Below are 20,663 nucleotides of genomic sequence, written 5' to 3' on the forward strand. Positions count from 1 at the left end.
CCCTTGTTTTTGACTGTGAATTCAAACGTTTCCTTCGTCTATTCGCATTTTACATAAATTTTGGCCTTGCGATTTGGCCGTCACAAGCTTTGTTTTACTTGAAAGTTTCCCTGCATTCCTGTATAGTAATGTTAATGAAATCGGTGCAAAAAATATTTTTTTGTCAAAACCAAAGATTGTGAGGCGTCCATTATGAACAAACATACCCCGCACGACGCGACGGCGATCTTCCAGTACGAGGGAATTCCCGCCGCCAATCAGCTCGTTCCGCTTGGACTTCAGCACGTTGTCGCGGCTGTCGTCGGCATCGTCACCCCGTCCATCCTGGTAGCCAACACCTGCGGCATCGAGGGAGCAGATCGCACCCTGCTCATTCAGGTTTCCCTGCTCGTCACCGCACTCGCTACCCTGCTCCAGCTGTTCCCGATTTTCGGGCGCATCGGTTCCCGTCTGCCCGTCATCATGGGTATCAGTTTCGCCTATGTCCCCACGCTTCTGGCCATCGGCGGACAGTTCGACCTGCCCACCATCCTGGGCGCTGAGATCGTCGGCGGCGTCGTCGCCATCCTGTTCGGCATCTTCGTCAAGCAGATCCGCGTTCTCTTCCCGCCCCTCGTCACCGGTACCGTTATCTTTACCATCGGCCTGTCGCTCTATCCCACCGCAATTAAGTACATGGCAGGCGGTGCGGGCACCGAAGGCTTCGGTTCGCCCCAAAACTGGTTCGTCGCCATCCTTACCCTGCTCGTTGTTACCGTTCTGAGCCACTTCTGCAAGGGTGTCCTCAAGCTCGGCGCCATCCTCTTCGGTATGATCGTCGGCTACGTCGTCGCTTACGCGATGGGCATGGTATCCTTCGCTGAAGTCGGTGCTGCTGGCTGGTTCAACCTGCCCGCTCCCATGCACTTCGGCATCACCTTTGAGGTCAGCGCATGCGTCTCGCTCGCGATTGTCTACATCGTCAACGCAGTTCAGACCATCGGCGACCTGAGCTCGACCACCATGGGTGGTATGGACCGTATGCCCACCGACAAGGAGCTGTCCGGTGGTATCATCGGTCAGGGCGTTATGAGTATCGTCGGCGCAATCTTCGGCGGTCTGCCCACTGCAAGCTACAGCCAGAATGTCGGTATCGTTACGGTAAACCGTGTCATCAACCGCGCAGTCTTTGCCTTCGCCGCAATCGTTCTGGCAGTCGCAGGTTTCGTACCCAAAATTTCTTCGATCCTCACGACCATTCCGCAGTGCGTCATCGGTGGTGCAACCATCTCGGTTTTCGCAACCATCACCATGACCGGCGTGCGTATGATTACCTCGGACGGTTTCTCCATGCGCTCGAGCGCTGTTGTCGGCCTGGCAGTCGCCATCGGCGTCGGCATCACCCAGGTACAGGGTTCGCTCGGCGGTTTCCCGACTTGGGTTACCACCGTATTCGGCAGCTCTCCGGTTGTCGTTACGACCATCGTTGCAATCCTGCTCAACCTGATCCTTCCCAAGGAAGAAGCAAAGAAGTAAATAAAACCGATTTCTCAAAGCCCCGCTTCGTACAAGCGGGACTTCTTTTATCCCCAAAAAACAATGCAAAAAGACCGCTCCCTATCTTGGGAGCGGTCTTTCTTTATGCGATTTCTTTACTTGGGCGTATACGGGGTATCCTCGAGCGGCAGCGAAGTTCTGAACTTGCCATCGAGCTTATAATATGCACCCTGTACAGCGGGAGCGGTCGGGATGGAGGTAATCTCACCGATACCGACAGCGCCGCAAGCCAGATCAGGCTTGTTCTTCTCGACCAGAATGGCCTCGACATCCGGGGTCTTGTTGGCGCGGAACAGACCGAGTTGTCCGAGCTTCAAGGTCGGTCTGCCGTCCTTGAGCGGGAAGCGCTCGGTGAGCGCATAGCCCAGACTCATGACAACGCCGCCCTCGATCTGACCTTCGCAGGCGTTGGGGTTAATCGCGCGGCCAACGTCATGCGCTGCGACAACCTTTTCCAGCGTGCCGTCCTCGTTGAGCAGTACGACCTGGGTTGCATAGCCGTAAGCGACATGGGAAACCGGGTTGGGCTTGTCTGCACCCATCGGGTCGGTCTTTGCCAGGTACTCGCCATAGAACTCCTGACCTTCCAGATCGGCCAGCGTACCATTGCCGCGTGCCTCAACCAGCTGCTGGCAAGCACGGCGGCAAGCCTCGCCGGTAACCAGCGTCTGACGGGAACCCGAAGTGACGCCGGAGTCGGGTGCGGTATTGGTCTGCGCTGCCACGTAAACCGTGTTCTCAGCCGGCTCGCCGGTAGTCTCGCAGACAATCTGGGTCAGCACAGTGCCCAGACCCTGACCGATGCACGATGCACCGGAACGAATGTGAATCTTGCCGTCCTCTACGGTCAGACGGCAGCGGCCCCAGTCGGCCAGACCGACACCGACACCGGCATTCTTCATTGCACAGGCAATACCGGCACGCGGATGGGACTCAAAGACATCCTTGACCGCTTCGAGCGTTTCAGCCAGTGCGGTGCCCTCGAAGGCAATCTGTCCGTTGGGCAGTACCTGTCCCGGACGGATGGCGTTGCGGTAGCGAATCTCCCAAGGCGAAATGCCGACCATCTCTGCCAGCAGATTGAGGTTGCACTCGGTGGCAAAGCAGGTCTGGGTGACGCCGAAGCCGCGGAACGCGCCTGCGGGCGGGTTATTGGTATAGACAGCCGTGCCGTCAATGTCGATGTTCTGGTAGTTATACGGGCCAGCCGCATGGGTGCAGGCGCGCTGCAGAACCGGGCCGCCGAGCGATGCGTACGCACCGGTGTCCGAGACAACCTTGACGCGGGTACCGACCAGAATACCATTCTCATCGCACGCGGTCGTGCACTCAATGGACATCGGATGACGCTTGGGATGGATGAGCAGCGACTCTGCGCGAGTCAGCTTGACCTTAACCGGACGGCCGGTCAGGTAAGCCATGAGCGCTGCGTGATGCTGTACCGACATATCTTCCTTGCCGCCGAAGCCGCCGCCGACCAATGCGTTGACGACGTGTACATGCTCTGCGGGCAGTCCGAGCATCAGTGCACATTCATGCTGCGTGGTGTACACACCTTGGTCGGACGACCAGATGGTCACCTTGTTCTCGTTGCGGTCAAAGTCCGCAATCGCGCACTCAGGCTCCATAAACGCATGCTCGGTAAACGGGGTCTCGTAATGACGGGTCACGACGTACTTTGCATTTGCAATCGCCGTGTCCGGGTCACCTCTCTTGAGCTTCTCATGTGCCAGCACATTGCCGCCGCGATGCACAAGCGGTGCGTCCTCCTTCATGGCCTCATGCGGGTCAAAGACCGGTTCCTTGACCTCATAGTCAACCTTGACCAGCTTCTTGGCCTGCTCGACTGCTTCCAGCGTCTCGCCGCAAACCAGTGCGATGGCGTCGCCCAGATAATGGGTGTAGCCCAGAATCGGAATCAGGGTATCCCAGTCGTGCTTGATGTGACCGATCTTATTTTCGCCCGGGATGTCAGCAGCGGTCGCGATGCGCACGATGCCGGGTACCTTTTCGGCTTCGCTCGTGTCAATGCCGCGCACGATGGCACGCGGATACTCAGCACGGACAGCCGAAGCGTACAGCATGCCCGGAATTTCCATGTCGTCGGTGTACAGGCCGGTGCCCAGTACCTTCTCGCGCACGTCGATGCGATGGATATGCTGTCCACCGATACCGGTGATGGGCGGAACTTCGGGAATCTTACCGCCACCCCGCTTGATTTCAGCTGCGAGTTCTACCGCGTCGATGATCTTCTTGTAGCCCGTGCAGCGGCAATAGTTGTTGCGCAGCGCGAAGGCGATCTCGTCGCGGGTGGGATTCAAATTCTGGTCAAGCAGCGCCTTGGCACAGATGACCATACCCGGGATACAGAAGCCGCACTGTACCGCGCCGGCCTGGCCGAACGCGTAGACATACAGTTCCTTTTCCTCGTCGGTCAGACCCTCGACCGTCTGCACGGTCTTACCGTCCACGCGGGACAGCTTCTGTACACAGCACTTGGTGGGCTTGCCGTCGATGAGCACGGTGCAGGTACCGCAGGCACCCTCCGAGCAGCCGTCCTTGACCGACTTAAGTCCGAGTTCGTTTCTCAGCACATCCATCAGGCGCTTGTCCTGTTCGGACTGATAAATCTTGCCGTTGATTGTCAGCGTATACATGATTTTCACCTCATTTTATCACGCGGGATGTACCGTCCGCGCCCGGTCTCGACCAGTTTGCCGTTCTGCACTGCGTGTGCGCCGCTCAAAAATACGTCGCGCACCGAGCCCGCCGTGCGGAATCCCTCAAACGGGGTATAATCACAGTTATGATGCTGATTTTCCGCCGAGATGGTAAAATCGGCCTTGGGGTCATAGATGACGATGTCGGCATCCTTGCCCACGTCCAGACTGCCCTTGCGCGACCACACGCCGAACATCTTGGCCGGGTTCTCGGCCAGCATCTGGCACAGTGCGGTGACCGGAATGCGTCCGGACGCGACCGCTGCGGTGTACATGACGGTCGGACGGTGCTCGATGCCGGGCATACCGTTGGGAATCTTGGTGAAGTCGTCTCGTCCCATCTCCTTCTGCCCCTTGAAGTTGAAAGAACAGTGATCGGTGGACAGAATGTCGATCTCGCCGTTTTCCAGTGCCTGCCAGAGTGCATCCTGATCGGACTGCGGACGCAGCGGCGGCGAGCAGACATACTTTGCGCCCTCGAAATCGGGCTTGTTGTACACTTCTTCAGTCAGGGTGAAGTACTGCGGACAGCTCTCGACCAGTACCTGCTGGCCGCGCTCGCGTGCCGCGCGAATCTCGCTCAGGCCGTCGGCGGTGGACAGATGGACAATCCACGCCGGTGCGCCTGCCAGATCGGCAATGCGCAGGAAGCGGGAAACCGCTTCGCCCTCCACGATGGACGGACGGGTACGCGGATGCCATGCCGGGCTGGTGTGTCCGGCTGCGACTGCCTTCTCGCGCAGGCGGTCGAGCACCGGGCCGTTCTCACAGTGTACGCCCAGAATGCCGCCGATCTCGCGCATCTCGCACAGCAGATCGTACATCTCGCGGTCGTCTACCATCAGGGCATCGTAAGCGTAGTATGCCTTGAACGAAGTCACGCCTGCGTCTGCCATCTCGTGCAGCTCGCGGCGGGTCTGCTCATTCCAGTCGGTGACTGCCATATGGAAGCCGTAGTCACAAGCACACTTGCCGTCGGCACGCTCGTGCCATACGCGCAGCGCGTCTTTGAGCGTGCCGCCCTTGTCCTGGGTAGCAAAGTCAATAAGCATGGTGGTACCGCCTACCAGCGCAGCTTCCGAGCCGGTCTTAAAGTCGTCGGCAGTCACCGTGCCCGAGACCGGCATATCCATGTGGGTATGTCCGTCGATAAAGCCCGGGAATACCAGGCAGCCGGTCGCGTCGATGTTGTGATCGCCCGACAGGCCAACGCCTACCTTCTGAATAATGCCGTTTTCGATCAGCAGGTCACCCGGGCGCGTCTCCGCGCCCGTGACCAGCGTACCGTTTTGAATACAGGTCGTCATGGTTTGCTCGCCTCCTCAGCCAAGCACGACATCGATCGCACGACGCAGTTCCTCAGGCAGCAGGGCGAAATCGGTGCCGACCTGGCCATGCCAGCGGTACTTCTCGCGGCCAAGGAAGCCGTCATTGGTCGAATCGTTGAAATCCTCCTCGCAGGAGAACAGGGTGAATTTGTCCTTATAGGGAATGATGCCGATCGGGCACAGGCAAGCGCAGTTGCCGCACTCGTTGCAGTAAGCATCAATATGAATGGCCATCTTGAGTTCGGGGATGGGATAGTTTGCACGGTTGGGGCAGACATCCACGCAGTTTCTGCACTTGTAGCAAGCCTCCGGGAAGGATTCCGGACGTGCCGGACGCGGACGGTCGGCCTTCTTGTGGTAGTAGTCATCAGCAACCAGTGCGTCACACAGTGCGGTCAGCTTTGCAACGTCTACCTTGGACGGAACGCTCTCGGGCATTGCCTTTGCCAGACGGGTCAGGTTCTTGTAGCCGCCTGCCTTGAGCAGCAGGGTGGCCACGGTGACCGGTGCGATGCCGCAAGCGACCACGTCGGTGATGTTGTGCAGGTCGATACCGCCCGAGAAAGAGATCGGCAGCTCGCCGTCGAACGCCTCGCTCAGGATGCGGGCAACGTTGATTGCCAGCGGGAACAGTGGCTTGCCCGACATGTACATTGCATCGCCAGCCAGCTCGCCGCGGCGAATCTGAACCGGGAAGGTGTTGGTCAGCTTGACGCCGAACTCACGGCCGCAAGCCGCAGCCTTCTCGCGCAGACGGCCGAGCATTGCAATCGCATCGTCCAGCTTGAGGTCGTGGTCAAAGTGGGTGGTGTCGAAGGAAATATAGCCGTAGCCCAGGTCTTCGAGCAGGGTCTTAACGCGCTCGTAGCCGACGAGGGTCGGGTTGCACTTAATATAGGTATGGAAGCCCTTCTCGGTCAGCAGATAGGACGCGATGCGCTCGATCTCGTCTGCCGGGCAGCCATGCATGGTGGACAGGGTGACAAACTGGGTCACGCACGGGTCAATGCTGCGCACAAAGTCCGCGTCTACATGCTCGAACAGGTCGAGGTGCGAAAGCGTCCAGTCGATGCCTTCCTTCCAAGCATCGGTACCCGATGCGTCGCGCATTGCATTGAGGAATCCGTCTACGGTCGGGCTCTGGATGCCCTCGAGGTTGTAGCCCACGCTTGCGTGGAACTGGAACTTGTCGTCCAGACCAAACTCACGTGCCAGCAGGTGCAGAATAATGTAAGCGCGGATATACTCGTCGCGTGCGCCCTCGATGGTCAGCTCGGTGCTCCACTCGATATTGTACGCCTCATCGCCCGTCCAGATGCAGGGCTTCTGGATGCCCAGCTGCTCGCCGTACAGAATCTGCACAGTCTTGAGCTCGAATACGCGCGCACCGGCGCCGAAACCTGCGATCAGGTTCTGTGCCAGCTGGGTGTGCGGGCCGGCAGCGGGGCCAACCGGGCAGGACAGCGGACGACCGGCCATGGTTATGCCGAGATCAGGTACACTGTCTGCGACCGGAACGTGGTACAGCTCTTTTTTCTCACGGAAGTCGTGCAGCGAAGTGGTCAGCAGCTCCGCAAAGGGGATGGCTCTCATCTTGTCACTCATGTTTTTCTCTCCTTCTCAAATCTCCATCGCAATGATATGGTTTCTCTATGCTCTCTTCCATTCAAACAACAAATTTAGTGTGCGCCGAGCGACTTCCACAGCGCATCTGCCTGTGCACGGCATTCGTGCTGGATCTTCTCCTCATCGATGCCGACGAGTTCACGATCCTGCATCAGCACGCGGCCGCCGCAGATGGTGGTTGTTACGTTGTGGCCGTTCATGCCGAAGGTGATGTGACCGTTGATGTTGTCCGGGCCCAGACGGGTCATCGGACGGTAATCGGACACGATCAGGTCGGCGCGTGCGCCCGGACGGATGACACCGCAGGTATCTCCGAAGTGGCGGTCGGCCAGCTTGGCGTTGTTGACAAAGGCCATGTCCATGACCTCGCCGAAGCCGATAGACGGATGCTGGTTCATGTGCTTGACCAGTACGTTCGCGGTCTTGACCGACTCCAAAATATCCGAGGTGAAGCCGTCGGTGCCAAGACCAACGGTCACGCCTGCACCGAAGAGCTTCAGGATATCGGTGACACCAACCGCGTTGCCCATGTTGGACTGGGGATTGTGTACGACTGCCGTGCCGGTCTCGGCCAGCATGCGGCGGTCTTCGTCGGTCAGGTAGACGCAGTGACCGCAGATGGTCTGCTCGCCCAGAATGCCGTGACGTGCCAGACGATGTACAACGGTCTCGTGATAGGTTGCGCTGCAATGGTCGCGGTCGTATGCGCCCTCGCAGACGTGGATGTGGAAGCCTGCGTTGGTGTGCTCGCGCGCAAAGGCCATGGTCTCCTCAGAGATGGTGAACGATGCATGCATGCCGCACATCGCCGCCAGCAGGCCGGACTTGTCGGTCTTGCAGTAGTTCTCGAAGCGCTCATTTTCCAGAACGCTCTGGCGTGCCTTTTCCGCACCGTCGCGGTCGGAAATCTCATAGCACAGGCAGGCACGCACGCCCAGGGTGGTCGCCGCCTCGGCGATCTCGTCCAGGCTGCCTTCGATCTCACCGAACGAAGCGTGATGATCGAAAATGGTGGTCACGCCCGAGCGGATGCCCTCGATGAGGGTCATGTACGCGGACATGCGGGTCATGGGACGCATCAGGTGACGGTCGATGTTCCACCAGGTACCCTCAAGCACGCCGGGGAAATCGGTTGCGCAGTTGCCCGGAATGGACAGACCGCGTGCGAAAGCCGAATAGATATGATGGTGCGCGTTGATGAAGCCGGGCAGGATGATGCCGCCCTTGGCGTCGATGCGTTCTGCGTCGGGATGCGCCTGCTCCAGTGCAGCCGCCGTACCGACTTCCACAATCACGCCATCCTCAAACAATACTGCACCCTGTTCCACCATCGGCTGCGCGGCATCCCTGGTCAAAACTGTGCCATTTGTCAATAGCTTTTTCATATTGCCTCCTCTTTTCTCCGTTTCTCACAAATTACTCTTCCATTTATTAGCGTTTTCTACCGAAAACAAAAAGGACGCAAACCCTTCCGGGCTCGCGTCCTCTAAAAATCAGCCGTTTCGAATCTCTCGAATGACCATTTGCGTGCAATAATCGAAATAGGCGTCAATATCGAACGCGGCCGGATCGATCAGGTACTGGAACGACGCGCCCTCCATCATGGAGGTCATGACCGCCGCCAGCATTTCCGCCCGCTCATCTGGGACCTGAAATTCTTTGAGCATACTTGCAATTTTGCCCCGCCATACGCGGAACGAATCAACAAACGCCGCCTTGACCGCCTCGTCCACTCGAGCCTGTACCCAGAAATCGAGCTCTGCGAAGTCGTATCGCTGTTCGTTGACGATGAACTCACGTTTTTGTCCCCAAAAGACGCCGATGCGTTCAGGAAGAGAACTGCCGCAGCTGGACAGAAGTGCTTCCTGCAACTCCGCGCAGCGGTCAAAGACCTTCTTTTGCACGGCGAGCATCAGCTCGTGCTTGGATTTAAAATAATAATGGATGTTGGATTGGAACATCCCGGCTCGCTCGGCGATCAGTGCCATGCGTGTGCCGCTGATTGTCTTTTCATACACGACGTCGAACGCTGCATCCAGTATGCGTTCTTCGGTGTTTTCTTCACGGGCGTATTTGCCTTCTGTCATAGGCCTCAGTCTCCCTGCGCGCTATATTTTTGGTCAGATAACCAAACTTATATTTTCTTTAGTATACCTGTTTGACAAGCCTCTGTCAAGCGGCGGGGCACAAATCATAAAACCGGTTTTGTGGAAATACACCAGATTTTGAACGGAGAGAGATAATACTTCTTGTAAATAACAGGGGTACAGAGCAAAAAAATGGCCTGCAAGATTAGCTTTATTGTACCAGACATGATAGAATAGAGTTACAATAAAATATTCTGAGCATATCACTCCTCAGAAGGAGAGGGTCGGGATTTTTTCTCCTGTCCCTACAAGAAAGGCGGTGAGGATATATGCTCCCGAGCAACGAAAACCTACCCCCCCATCTGCGCATCATTTCCAAGCGTGCCCGACTGGAGATCCCGGTCTCCGAGATCCACTTCATCGAGGTCTTTGACTGGAAATGTATTGTGCATTGCAACGCAGGCGTACAGCATGAAACCAACATGCCGCTCAAGGATATCCAAAACCGTCTCCCTTCCGGACAGTTCATCCGCTGCAACCGCAGCTTTCTGGTCAACCTCGACCATGTCTCTTCGGTTGAAAAGGACGCGCTGATCACCGACGGCGGAGCATCTGTCCCCATCTCCATCCGGAGCAGACCCGAAGTTCGGCGTATCTGCGCGGATTATTTTTGGCAAAAGGCAGATATCACCTGATAACCGGCATGGCTCCGGTTTCATGGCCGGAGCGTCTCTATTTCTCAATCGCCGGTTTTCGCAGCACAAAAAAAGACAGCCCTTTGGCTGTCTTTTTATTTTGTAATATTGTAAGATTACAGGTTCTCGGTGAAGAACTTCTGCAGAGCCTCGCAAGCTGCTGCCTCGTCCTCGCCCTCGACGGTGATGTGCAGTGCATCGCCCTGCTTTACACCCATACCCATCAGACTCATCAGACGGGTTGCGTCAACAGCCTTGCCGTCCTTGTGCAGGGTAACCTTGCTCGAAAAGCCCTTAACAACCTTAACCAGCTGGCCTGCCGGACGAGCGTGGATGCCCAGTGCGTCCTGAATCGTGTAATCAAACTCCTTCATATTCCTGGTACCTCTCTTTCAGAATCTGTCCCCGAAGGTTAGGGGGTATTCTTATTGTACTGCCTGATGGCCATTCCGTCAATGCTGACAGGCAATTTCTCCGCGCGATCTGCGATAAAATTTTACAAAAAACCATAACTTTTGTATCACATCCTATGTTATAATAAAAATATACCAAAAATGTACCACAAAGTTTTCAACCCCATTTCATTCGATAAAGGAGATGTATCCCCCTGAATACCGATACACCGCTTGTCAGCATTATCATCCCGGTTTACAACGCCGCTCCCGACCTTGCAACCTGCATCGAGAGTGTGCGCCGCCAGCGCTATCAAAATATCGAAGTTCTGCTGGTCAACGACGGCTCGAGCGACGCGAGTCTGCAAATCTGCCGCATGTACGCCCAGCGCGATCCCAGGTTCTGCGTGATCGACAAGGAGAACAGCGGCGTTTCCGCAACGCGCAATCTGGCCATTGAACGCGCGCGCGGCAAGTACCTGCAATTCGTCGACAGCGACGACTGGCTGGACGCAAACGCCACCCGCCTGCTCGTCGAACGCGCCGAGGAGACCGGCGCAGATCTGGTCATCTCCCACTTCTGCCGGGTCGTCGATGACAAAATCTCGGTCTATGGATTTTTGCAGTCCACCCGCGTCATGGATCAGCGTCTGTTCGCTCGTCATCTGCTCGACGAACCGGCCAGCTTTTACTATGGCGTCATGTGGAACAAGCTCTATCGGCGTAACCTCATTTTAGAGCATGATATCCGCTGCAATGAGGCTTTGCAGTGGAGTGAGGACTTCCAGTTCAATCTGGAGTATATTCGTTACGCGCAGACCTTCTGCGCCCTGCAAACGCCCATCTACTATTATCGCAAGCGCGGCGGCAGTTTGACCGGTGCGCTCACAATTGGACGCACTTTGACCACCAAACTCAATCTTTTTGAGTATTATCGAGCACTTTATACCGGTCTTGGGTTGTACGAACAGTTCAAGCCGCAGATCTACCGCTATCTCATCGCTTCGGCAAAAGACAACTGAATTTTGTTTTTTCTGCGAATTTTCGTCCGAACCGCTTGTCCTCTGGCAGTTTTTGTTATAAAATAAGATAAGTTTCAAGACTTACACGCGCAGGCGTGTTTGATTGAGGCGAAAAGGGAGGACAATCAATGATTCCAGGATATCAAACAGTTGACCACGACAAGATCGAGCGCATGCTCGCAGCGCGTCTGGAAGCTTTGGGGATTCCGGCTGAGGCGCTCGAGGAGCCGGTCGGCGATGGTACACTGCGTCAGCTCGTTTGCGATCTCATTGCAGACACGCTTGCAGAGGCGAAGGCCGCTGCGCAGCGTGATTTGTATAACCGTCAGCGCGCCGGACGCATTGCGGCTCAGAAACAAGGGGTAAATCTGGGTCGGCCGAGCAAGAAGTGCTCGGACAAGCGCTTTTCCAAAATTCGTGATCTGTACGAATCGCATCAGATTTCAGCCGAAGAAGCTGCCCAGAGACTGCACGTCTCGGTGTCTACCTTCTACCGCTGGCTGCGCGAATCCCGCGAACACGACTGAACACAAAAACGCCGCACCGATTGGTGCGGCGTTCTGTTTTTATAGGAAAGTTGAAGAAATAAAAAAAGACCCGAGCACTAGGCTCGGGTCTGAAAAGCAATCTTTTAGTTGATTCCCGGGTCGGAGACCGGGAATCAATTGGGGATTCCGCCGTCTGCGGACGGCGGCCAGCACACTCATCTTATCCGCGCACAGCGCGGGAATAAGGATAGTGGCCTACGGGCTGCGCGGCTGGATCGCGCCGGGCCGCAGGCCCGGACCCAATATAATCCTTATTTGCTCGTCAGCGGAACATCGTTATAGATATAATCGCCCAGCTGCTGGGCAGCCTGTTCCACGTCGAAGACGATATACTGTCCCTGACTGCCGCCGTAACTCCATGCACCATCCACCGGAACACGTCCGTGCTCGATGGTCGGCATACCGTGTTTGAGCATACCGACTGCAAGGCCGGTAATCCGGGTCAGCGACAAATCCGAGGTTACGTATTTGAGCATTTTGGGTGCGAGCTGAATGAGCTCGGGAACGGACAGGCCGCGGATACGGTCAAACATGGCTTCCAGTACGACGCCCTGACGTTCTACACGCGCCCAGTCATCGCCCGTACCGCCCTTGCGGATACGACCGTAGCTCATCGCCTGAATACCGTTGAGCATCTGCTTGCCGGACTTCTCGACCGGGCATTCAGGGACACCGGCTGCACGGCAATACTCACCGATAAACTTGTTGAGCTCCTTGATCTCATTCTCCTTGACGTCAATCTCAACGCCGCCCAGTGCGCCGATGAGGTTGGCCATCTGCGAGAAGTCGACCTGCACAAAGTGCTCAATATCCAAATCAAAGTTCTGGTTGATCGTGCGGATGGCCAGCGCCGGTCCACCGTAGCTGTACGAGTGGTTGAGCTTGGCCTCTCCGTGTCTATCGATTTCAACCTTGGAGTCGCGCATGAGCGAGGTGATCTTGACCTTGCCGCGGCTGCTGTCCAGTGACAGAACCATCATGCAGTCCGACCGTCTGGTGCCGTCGTTATCCGCGTCGACACCGAACAGCGCGATATTGGTCACGCTGCTGTCGCCCTTGTCACCCACTGCAAGGTCAGCGCCTCGCAGCGACTCGGTGTCCCGGTTATATTGAATGCCGGTCAAAAGCCCAAAGCCTGCCCGCACGCCGAAAAACAGCACTACGGCCACGACAATCAGGGTCAGCCAGCGTCGTATAATCCGGAACAGCCGCCGCGCACTCATCTTACTGATCCTCGAAAGCCATGTCGATGTAGGCCTGAGTGACCTCGATCAGACGCAGCGTATTGGTGTAGTGAACGTGACCAACCGGCATACCAGCGGTAACGGTGATGATGTCGCCCTGCTGTACCTTGCAAGCCTCAACAGCTGCGCGAACAGCCTGGGTGTACAGCTCGGTACCGGAGTTGACCTGCTTGATCAGCACCGGGGTAACGCCCCAGGACATGGTCATGCGGTGGAAGGTCTTCTCGCAGTAGGTTGCACCAACGATGCTGGTGCCCGGACGGAAGGAAGAAACTGCGTAAGCAGTGGAACCGGACTGGGTAACAGCAACGATGCACTTTGCGCCCAGGTCAGCGGAGGTGGTGCAGGTTGCGTGTGCGATGGCATTGGTCTTGCGCTCGCCCTTCATGTTCATTTCCTTGAACTCGTCACGGGTAACACGGCGGCGGTCATAGTGGATGGTCGCCTCAGCGTTGGACGCGATCAGGGACATGGTGCGAACGGTCTCAACCGGATACTTACCGACAGAGGTCTCACCGGACAGCATGATAGCCGAAGTGCCGTCGAATACTGCGTTTGCAACGTCGGAAACCTCGGCGCGGGTTGCACGCGGGTTCTTGGACATGGAATCCAGCATCTGGGTTGCAGTGACAACGCGCTTGCCGTTTGCAATTGCGGTCTTGATCAGGTGCTTCTGAATCTCCGGCAGCTCGTAGAACGGTACCTCAACACCCAGGTCGCCGCGGGCAACCATCAGACCTGCACACTCGGACAGGATCTCACGGATGTTGTTGACGCCTTCCATGTTCTCGATCTTCGCGATGATCTGGATATCCTCCTGACCGTACTCCTTCAGGATTGCCTTGATGTCAAGGATGTCCTGCTTGGTGCGGGTGAAGGAAGCTGCGATGAAGTCAATGCCCTGCTGCAGACCGAAGATGATGTCTGCGCGATCCTTCTCGGATACGAAAGGCATGTTCAGCTTGATGCCCGGAACATTGATGGACTTACGGTTGGAGAGCGGACCGCCGTTGAGCGCCTTACATACGATATCGGTGCCGTCCTTGATCTCCTGAACCTCGAACGCGATCAGACCGTCGTCGATCAGGATGCGGGTGCCGGGTTGTACGTCTCTCGGCAGACCCTCGTAGGTGATGGAAACGATGCTCTCGTCGCCCTCAACCTCACGGGTGGTCAGGGTAAAGGTCTGGCCGTCCTGAATCTCGATCTTGCCGTTCTTGTAAGTCTTGGTGCGGATCTCGGGACCCTTGGTGTCGAGCATGATACCGATGGGCAGGCCCAGCTCTGCACGGCACTCCTTGACCAGATCCATTCTCTGCTTGTGCTCTTCGTGCGAACCGTGGCTGAAGTTCATACGGGCAACGTTCATACCCGCCAGCATCATATCCTTGAGTACCTGCTTGTCGTCGGTTGCAGGGCCGAGCGTACAGATAATTTTTGTTCTGCGCATCATAAAAACATCTACCTCACTTCGTTATAAACAAATCAACAAAAACCGTACAATAAAATTATTTTTTAACCTTACACATTTTATCATTTTACCGCGTTCTTTGCAATGTATTCCTCAGCGTTCACGCATCCAAACTTTCATTTTTTCCACCTTGTTGAAAATTCCCCTGCTTTGGCTGGGCCGATTCGTGAATTTTGCCCCTTACGCACTTGCCACTTTTGCACGATTCGGGTATAATAAAGATATCTTTTGATTACATTTTGAGACATAAATTTCTGAAAGGAGACCGGAAATATGTCCAACTCCCCTGTTTTGGTGATTATGGCTGCCGGTATGGGTTCGCGCTACGGCGGCCTCAAGCAGATCGATCCGCTCGGTCCGAACGGTCAGATCATTCTCGATTATTCCATCTACGACGCTTATCGCGCCGGCTTCCGCCGCGTGGTTTTCATCATCAAACCCGAGCTGACCGAGGCCTTTGAGCAGGCCATCGGCAGCAAGGCGCGCCGCTTGATGCAAGTCGATTACGTTTATCAAACGCTGTCTGCAATTCCGGACGATTTAACCGTTCCCGAAGGCCGTGAAAAGCCGCTCGGCACCGGTCACGCGGTCTACTGCATCCGCGACACGGTTGACGCTCCCTTTGCTGTCATCAACGCCGATGATTTCTACGGCGCTGACGCATTCCAGAAGATGTACAACTTCCTGTCCGAGGCTGCCGACGACGACAAGTACCGCTACTGCATGGTTGGTTACGCCGTCGAGAACACCCTGACCGAAAACGGTACGGTTTCCCGCGGTGTATGCACCACCGATGCCGACGGTTTCCTGTCCGACATCATCGAGCGCACCAAGATTGCCCGCGAAGCTGACGGTGTCATCCGCTTCACCGATGGTGAGGGCGGCGAGATCGCTCCCGGCACCCCGGTTTCCATGAACCTCTGGGGCTTCACCCCCTCCTTCCTGCGCGAGCTGGACGCGCAGCTGCGCGACTTCTTCGCCGGCAAGCTGCTGACCGATCCCATGAAGGCCGAGTTCTACCTGCCCGCTGCGGTCGATACCCTCATCCGTCAGGGCAAGGCGACTGCCAAGGTGCTGACCACAAGCGCAAAGTGGTTCGGCGTCACCTATCAGGAGGACAAGCCCACCGTACAGCAGGCGCTGCGCGCGATGACCGAAGCCGGACAATACCCGGAGGATCTCTAAACGCCTATGAACACCAACACTCCCGTCGATTTCAGCGTATACTTCACCAAACTGCGCGATAATATGGAAAACGGTCTGGATGATGCCTTTCAGTCGGTGCATAACGTATCGGTCGAAGGTCGCCTGACCGCTCTGCACGCTTGGTTTGAAAGCTACGCCGAGCAGAAGGTACTCGGCCTCATCTCGGTCGGCGCATCCACCCTGCACAGCAACGAACACCGCCTGCTCTTCTCCGTCCCCCATCTGGACAAGGACACGCTCGAAGACTGGTGGCAGTACGCGCTGACCCTCCAGAAAAATCTGGTCAAGGCCGACCCGCACCACCTGTTCACGCTCATCAGCGTTGTTCTGGTCTGCCGTGAATGTGACCCGGCCGCACTGCGCCGTCTGCGCCGCTATGCCAGCGAGGTAAACTACCGCGCGCCCGAGAGCGGCTGGTCGTCCATCCGTCTGGCTGTCGTCGACGCCTCTTCCGGCAAGATTCACGCCAACCGTCTGGGCGCTCCGCTCGTCAACCTCCTGCGTCCGGCTCTTCCCTGATTTTTCCCCGTTTTTTCCCCGTTTACCCTTGCAAAGCATACATTTTTGTGCTATGATGACAGATATGCAAATGCGCCCTTTCCTGGGCCTGACTCGAGATAGAATCTAAAGCAATAGTTTCGGAGGAATGAAAATGGGTACCCTGAAGTTAGTCCTTTCCATCGTGGAAGTCATTGCCTGCGTATTCCTGACCGTCGTCGTCCTGCTCCAGCAGGGTGCTCGTCAGGGTCTGTCCGGCTCGATCGCCGGCGGCGCAGACACCTTCTTCGGCCAGTCCAAGGCAAGCAATATGCAGCGCACGCTGTCCCGTCTGACCACTGCCATCGGCGTCATCTTCGTCGTCATCGCAGTCGTTATGAACTGTATCTGACATGAAGCTGCTTCTTGCCGTATTCTTCGCCGCGTTCGCCGTATGCGCCCTGCTCGTCATCTTCTTCCAGATGAAGTACGGCCGTCTGACCGGCCCGAACAGCGAAACGGCCAAACTCGGCACGGAATCCCCTGCTGCTAAGAAATGCCGCCATTATGCGGTGTGCAGCGCAGCGGCCGCAGCTGTCTTTCTGATTGCTGCCTGTGCCATCGGCGCAACCCTGCGCTAACGAATAAGAGTCAAAAAATACCCCGTCTGGCATGCCAGACGGGGTATTTTTTTAGCTCGTCGAAAAACTGCGGTTTTTCGACGAACCAGCGTCCGCCGTGCATAGCACTCTGGACGAAGAATGCCCAAAATCGCGCATAAATGAGCGATTCCGGGCATTTTGCTGAACAAAAAGTCAGGCACATGTCCTGACTTTTTGTGTCATTGCAAACGCGCTGCGGCGCGAAAAGACTTTTCGACAATCTGAAATACCCTGTCCGGAAACCCAGACAGGGTATTTTTATGCCCTAATCTATCCGCGCTGTCCGGTCAGCCATCGCTTGACCGCTTTCCACTCCGCAGGATGATAACACGCCAGACCATCTACGTCCAGCGCTTCCCCATCCGGCCAAATAAGCGGTTCTCCGGTCTCGAGCGTGTGCCCAAAGGCTGCCAGCGATACCCAGCGCATGCCGATCACCTCGCTGCCCGGTGCAAACGCCTGTCCCGGCTTGCGGTCGTACAGAAAAACATATGCCATCTCGTCATCCAGTCCGCCATCCGGCCGCGCGTAACGCTGGTGACAGGGCATGTCCAGCATGGTCAAATCATCCGGATCGACCACCAAACCACATTCCTCCCGCGCTTCCCGCACAATCGCCTCGCACGGCTGCTCACCCGCACCGATGTGACCGGTCGCCGCCTGATCGTACCGTCCCGGATACAGCGGACGGTCGAGCGCCCGGCGCTGGAGCCACACACCCGGTACACCGTCTTGGGTTTCCAGTACCCACAGATGTACGACTGCGTGCCGCAGTCCCTGACGATGCACGACTGCGCGCGGCTGATCTCCACACGCGCGTCCCTGCGCGTCCAGCACAGTCAAATACTCGCCGTCTGCCGCACGCCGTCCAGCAATCAAGTTAAGTTTTTCTGTCCGCGTCAGCTTCTTGAGCGCCGCCTCATAGCCCAGCGCCTCCGAGCGATCATCAAACACCTCGCTGAACGCCAGCTTGACCGGCGCACGTCCACGCGTGTACTTGGCACCGCGTCCACTGTTGTGCGCTGCGAGGCGTGCAGTCAAGTCATTTGTCCAGCCGGTGTACAGCGTACCGTCTGCGCATTCTAATATATATACGTATTCCATGCGTATTTCCTCAGCAATTCCAATCTACCTGCACCGGGTCTGCTTCATCCGGTACCATGACCTGTTTCAGCGTCTGCGACAAGCGCTCAAACTCGACGCGTGCACGACTGTCATAGTCGACTGCCGATCGTTCCAAGCCTAACTCATGATATGCCGCAGCGGCCGCGCCATAAAAACAAAATCCCAGCGCATTGGTCGGCGTCTGAAGCACACCGCAAGCGGTCACAATCGCCCGCGCTGCCGCCTGCACCGCCGGTTCGGTCATGCGCTGCGCCAGTCCTCGCCCCTCCCGCAGTTGTTCTTTCAGCTGCTTTTGGGTCGCCTTTCCTTCCAGACATGCCTGAACCGTGTCCAGCAGATGACTCAGGCAATCTGTCGGATCGGCTGCCTGTGCAATCGGCAGATACCAGTTCTTTGCACAGTCTGCCGCCCAACGCGCAAGAGTTGTCTTGCTCTGGGTTTCAATCTGCCGCATGAATGTCACGATCTCCGCATCATCGGCCTTGCCCAGCATTTTCCTCAGTTTTGCCATGCACTTTCCCTCTTTTCTGTCACAGAAAACAAAAAGACACCTTCAGGTGTCCTTACATAACAGCTCTTAACCTCGCAGCACTGCACAAACAGCACACTATACTTCTTCCCTTTTCTCTATTACCTATTCCCTCCAAAAATCCCGGGCAGGCAGAAGAAGTAAGTGAAGAGTGAATAGCGAATAAGTAATAAGTAAAAATCCCGAACGCTGTCGCATTCGGGATTTTTGGTGCAGATGGTGGGACTTGAACCCACACGCCCTTGCGAGCACTAGCACCTGAAGCTAGCGCGTCTGCCATTCCGCCACATCTGCATTTTTTCTTTTGGGGCGTCGCTATCAGCAACATCATTTATTATACACGCTTTTCACGAAATTGCAAGCATTATTTTTCAATTTGTCGAAAAAATTTTTTGAAGGGTTTTCCGCTCCCTCATCGTCAGCATCCGACCACCGGATATTTAGTCACTTACCACAGTGTAAGAGAACGGAAAATCCATCTTTTCGCACGGAAATCCAACCGAAAGCGAGGTGCCAAAGCCCACGAATGCTTCTTCCTGCCAGTTTTCTCCCTGTGCGCCATACGCTCCCGCTGTGCCGTCGTGGAGCAAATATACCGTAAAATGTTTTCCGGTATGCGCTGCAATGCGCTCGCTCAAATAACGGTCATAGGGCTGGGGTACGTGTCTGAGCTTGCCATATCCACCGCGCGACACAAAACAGCCCTCGTGTACATAGTTCGCGATGCTGATGACCGCCGCATCACAGACCGCCCCGCGCGCAGTCACGGTGTCCAGCATTTCCAGCACAGTGCGCTCGATAAAGTCAGACAGCGCATACGCAGCCTCACGCTCGGCGCAGTCGCTCTCACACTCCCACTGTGTCCACTCGGAAGCCTTGCGCATGCAGGTATGCACCACGAAGTTTCCGTCCTCACGCAGCACATATCCGCGCTTGACATAACTGTGACCGAAGTCAAATACCAGCGCATCCTTGCCCAGAAACGCCGCGTACTTGGCCGCACCAATGAGCGAAATCACCGCCGGGTGTGCCGTCAGGCGCAGTTCAATGCCCGAAAGGCCGCGAGATTCCAGATTGCGGCGCACAGCCTCGGTCAAAATCGCTCCGATCGGCCCATGCAGCAGTCCACCCGCCAGATAAAACCGGCGAATGCCCTGCCAAAATGCCCAGTGCTCCGGAGCCCAGTCCGACCGCTCACAGTGCTCCTGTCCGCCCTTGAGCGTCCAGAAAATCGAGCCGATATCATCTGCAACCTGCGCAACCAGCGCACGCGCGGAAGAAGCGTACTTGGGATCGATCAGGCAGTCCACAAACCGTGCCTGCCAGTCTCCATCGTTCTCCAGCCCCTGTGCCGCCAGATATTCACACACAATGCGATGAATCGCCTTGGAAGAACAGCGCGTCTTAGCTGTATCGTCCGCACACAAAATAGGCAGCTTATTGAGTGAAGCATGCAGCATCAGATATCCGTCTTTCAAAAATGGATTCACCATCTGGTTCACCGTCCTATGCACTGCCCGACCGGGTCAATTCGGCCTGTTTTCGGCCATCCTTCCTAAATTTGAATAGACAAAACGGCGCGTTTACACACGCCGCCCAGCTATCATTCTTTCGATTGTCCCTGCCTTTTACAGGGTTCAAGTCTTGTCCAAACTGCTGCGCAAAAAGAACTTGCGATGCCGTTGCAAAAAGACTTATTATGAAAACACGGTGCGGGTAGCAGGACTTCAAAACACTACTGTGTTTTGAATATGTAATCCCACAGGATTCAAGTCCTATCCGAACTGCTGCGCAAAAAGAACTTACAATGCAGTTCCGAAAAGACTTCTATGATAATCTTGGTGCGGGTAACAGGACTTCAAAACACTACTGTGTTTTGAATGTGAAATCCCGCAGGGTTCAAGTCCTGTCCGAACTGCTGCGCAAAAAGAACTTACAATACAGTTCCGAAAAGACTTGTTATGAAAAATGTGGTGCGGGTAACAGGACTTCAAA

At 56.1% G+C, this 20,663-nt stretch carries 20 protein-coding genes and 1 tRNA gene; 9 read left to right on the top strand and 12 right to left on the bottom strand.

All coding sequences use genetic code 11. From position 1 onward, the window contains the following. Positions 1-192 precede the first annotated feature (192 nt). Positions 193-1,515 (top strand): uracil-xanthine permease family protein, encoded by a 1,323-nt coding sequence (locus B5F17_RS12055; protein WP_087374183.1) that lies wholly within the window; start codon positions 193-195, stop codon positions 1,513-1,515. Positions 1,516-1,631: 116 nt separating this feature from the next. Here B5F17_RS12055 and xdh read toward each other — a convergent pair whose 3' ends face one another. From xdh to B5F17_RS12080, 5 genes are all read right to left on the bottom strand, one after another. After that, positions 1,632-4,193, bottom strand: a complete 2,562-nt coding sequence (gene xdh / locus B5F17_RS12060; protein WP_087374185.1) for a selenium-dependent xanthine dehydrogenase — start codon at positions 4,191-4,193, stop codon at positions 1,632-1,634. Positions 4,194-4,198: 5 nt separating this feature from the next. Then, positions 4,199-5,563 (bottom strand): dihydropyrimidinase, encoded by a 1,365-nt coding sequence (gene hydA, locus B5F17_RS12065; RefSeq protein WP_087374187.1) that lies wholly within the window; start codon positions 5,561-5,563, stop codon positions 4,199-4,201. Positions 5,564-5,578: 15 nt separating this feature from the next. Beyond that, positions 5,579-7,189, bottom strand: a complete 1,611-nt coding sequence (locus tag B5F17_RS12070; protein WP_087374189.1) for a hypothetical protein — start codon at positions 7,187-7,189, stop codon at positions 5,579-5,581. 74 nt (positions 7,190-7,263) lie between these two features. Continuing rightward, positions 7,264-8,595 (bottom strand): putative aminohydrolase SsnA, encoded by a 1,332-nt coding sequence (ssnA, locus tag B5F17_RS12075; RefSeq protein WP_087374190.1) that lies wholly within the window; start codon positions 8,593-8,595, stop codon positions 7,264-7,266. Positions 8,596-8,703: 108 nt separating this feature from the next. Further along, positions 8,704-9,297 (bottom strand): TetR/AcrR family transcriptional regulator, encoded by a 594-nt coding sequence (locus B5F17_RS12080; RefSeq protein ID WP_016147733.1) that lies wholly within the window; start codon positions 9,295-9,297, stop codon positions 8,704-8,706. A 329-nt stretch (positions 9,298-9,626) separates the two neighbouring features. On the opposite strand from B5F17_RS12080, the gene B5F17_RS12085 reads away from it, so the two are divergent. Then, on the top strand, positions 9,627-9,992 hold the full coding sequence (locus tag B5F17_RS12085; protein ID WP_016147734.1) for a LytTR family DNA-binding domain-containing protein: 366 nt from the start codon (positions 9,627-9,629) through the stop codon (positions 9,990-9,992). A gap of 116 nt (positions 9,993-10,108) precedes the next feature. Here the strand turns inward: B5F17_RS12085 and B5F17_RS12090 are convergent, their stop codons facing one another. Next, positions 10,109-10,366 (bottom strand): HPr family phosphocarrier protein, encoded by a 258-nt coding sequence (locus B5F17_RS12090; RefSeq protein WP_016147735.1) that lies wholly within the window; start codon positions 10,364-10,366, stop codon positions 10,109-10,111. Positions 10,367-10,632: 266 nt separating this feature from the next. Between B5F17_RS12090 and B5F17_RS12095 the strand changes: the two genes are divergently transcribed. Together B5F17_RS12095 and B5F17_RS12100 are read left to right on the top strand one after the other, a co-directional pair. Beyond that, complete coding sequence (locus B5F17_RS12095; protein ID WP_078689089.1) at positions 10,633-11,406, top strand: glycosyltransferase family 2 protein; 774 nt, start codon at positions 10,633-10,635, stop codon at positions 11,404-11,406. Between the two features lie 128 nt (positions 11,407-11,534). Continuing rightward, positions 11,535-11,933 (top strand): helix-turn-helix domain-containing protein, encoded by a 399-nt coding sequence (locus B5F17_RS12100; RefSeq protein ID WP_016147737.1) that lies wholly within the window; start codon positions 11,535-11,537, stop codon positions 11,931-11,933. A 272-nt stretch (positions 11,934-12,205) separates the two neighbouring features. On the opposite strand, the gene B5F17_RS12105 is transcribed toward B5F17_RS12100, so the two are convergent. Both B5F17_RS12105 and pyk read right to left on the bottom strand, forming a co-directional pair. Then, a complete protein-coding gene (locus B5F17_RS12105; RefSeq protein WP_087374192.1) occupies positions 12,206-13,177 on the bottom strand; it encodes an LCP family protein in 972 nt (323 codons plus the stop codon). Between the two features lies 1 nt (position 13,178). Further along, the gene (gene pyk, locus B5F17_RS12110; RefSeq protein WP_087374194.1) at positions 13,179-14,651 is read right to left on the bottom strand and encodes a pyruvate kinase; all 1,473 of its coding nucleotides are present in this window, start codon (positions 14,649-14,651) and stop codon (positions 13,179-13,181) included. Positions 14,652-14,942: 291 nt separating this feature from the next. Between pyk and B5F17_RS12115 the strand changes: the two genes are divergently transcribed. The 4 genes from B5F17_RS12115 to B5F17_RS12130 all read left to right on the top strand — a co-directional run bounded on the left by B5F17_RS12115 (position 14,943) and on the right by B5F17_RS12130 (position 16,993). After that, positions 14,943-15,854, top strand: coding sequence for a nucleotidyltransferase family protein (locus B5F17_RS12115; protein WP_087374195.1), 912 nt, complete (start codon positions 14,943-14,945; stop codon positions 15,852-15,854). 6 nt (positions 15,855-15,860) lie between these two features. Further along, on the top strand, positions 15,861-16,394 hold the full coding sequence (locus B5F17_RS12120; protein WP_087374197.1) for a DUF8052 family protein: 534 nt from the start codon (positions 15,861-15,863) through the stop codon (positions 16,392-16,394). A 133-nt stretch (positions 16,395-16,527) separates the two neighbouring features. Further along, the gene (gene secG, locus B5F17_RS12125; RefSeq protein ID WP_016147742.1) at positions 16,528-16,764 is read left to right on the top strand and encodes a preprotein translocase subunit SecG; all 237 of its coding nucleotides are present in this window, start codon (positions 16,528-16,530) and stop codon (positions 16,762-16,764) included. Position 16,765: 1 nt separating this feature from the next. Next, positions 16,766-16,993, top strand: coding sequence for a hypothetical protein (locus B5F17_RS12130; RefSeq protein ID WP_087374199.1), 228 nt, complete (start codon positions 16,766-16,768; stop codon positions 16,991-16,993). Positions 16,994-17,284: 291 nt separating this feature from the next. On the opposite strand, the gene B5F17_RS12135 is transcribed toward B5F17_RS12130, so the two are convergent. The 4 genes from B5F17_RS12135 to B5F17_RS12150 all read right to left on the bottom strand — a co-directional run bounded on the left by B5F17_RS12135 (position 17,285) and on the right by B5F17_RS12150 (position 20,161). Beyond that, entirely contained in the window at positions 17,285-18,118 is an 834-nt protein-coding gene (locus tag B5F17_RS12135) for a GIY-YIG nuclease family protein (RefSeq protein WP_087374200.1), read from the bottom strand. Positions 18,119-18,128: 10 nt separating this feature from the next. Further along, positions 18,129-18,650: a putative immunity protein gene (locus B5F17_RS12140; RefSeq protein ID WP_087374202.1), complete on the bottom strand. Its 522-nt coding sequence runs from the start codon at positions 18,648-18,650 to the stop codon at positions 18,129-18,131. Between the two features lie 226 nt (positions 18,651-18,876). Then, a tRNA-Leu gene (locus tag B5F17_RS12145) sits at positions 18,877-18,962 on the bottom strand. A gap of 146 nt (positions 18,963-19,108) precedes the next feature. Next, positions 19,109-20,161: a hypothetical protein gene (locus tag B5F17_RS12150; protein WP_087374204.1), complete on the bottom strand. Its 1,053-nt coding sequence runs from the start codon at positions 20,159-20,161 to the stop codon at positions 19,109-19,111. A gap of 314 nt (positions 20,162-20,475) precedes the next feature. On the opposite strand from B5F17_RS12150, the gene B5F17_RS15015 reads away from it, so the two are divergent. Next, positions 20,476-20,663 (top strand): hypothetical protein (locus B5F17_RS15015; protein ID WP_206396735.1); only part of this gene is annotated, 188 nt, incomplete at its 3' end.

This window comes from Butyricicoccus pullicaecorum, assembly GCF_002160355.1.
Taxonomy (GTDB): domain Bacteria; phylum Bacillota; class Clostridia; order Oscillospirales; family Butyricicoccaceae; genus Butyricicoccus; species Butyricicoccus pullicaecorum.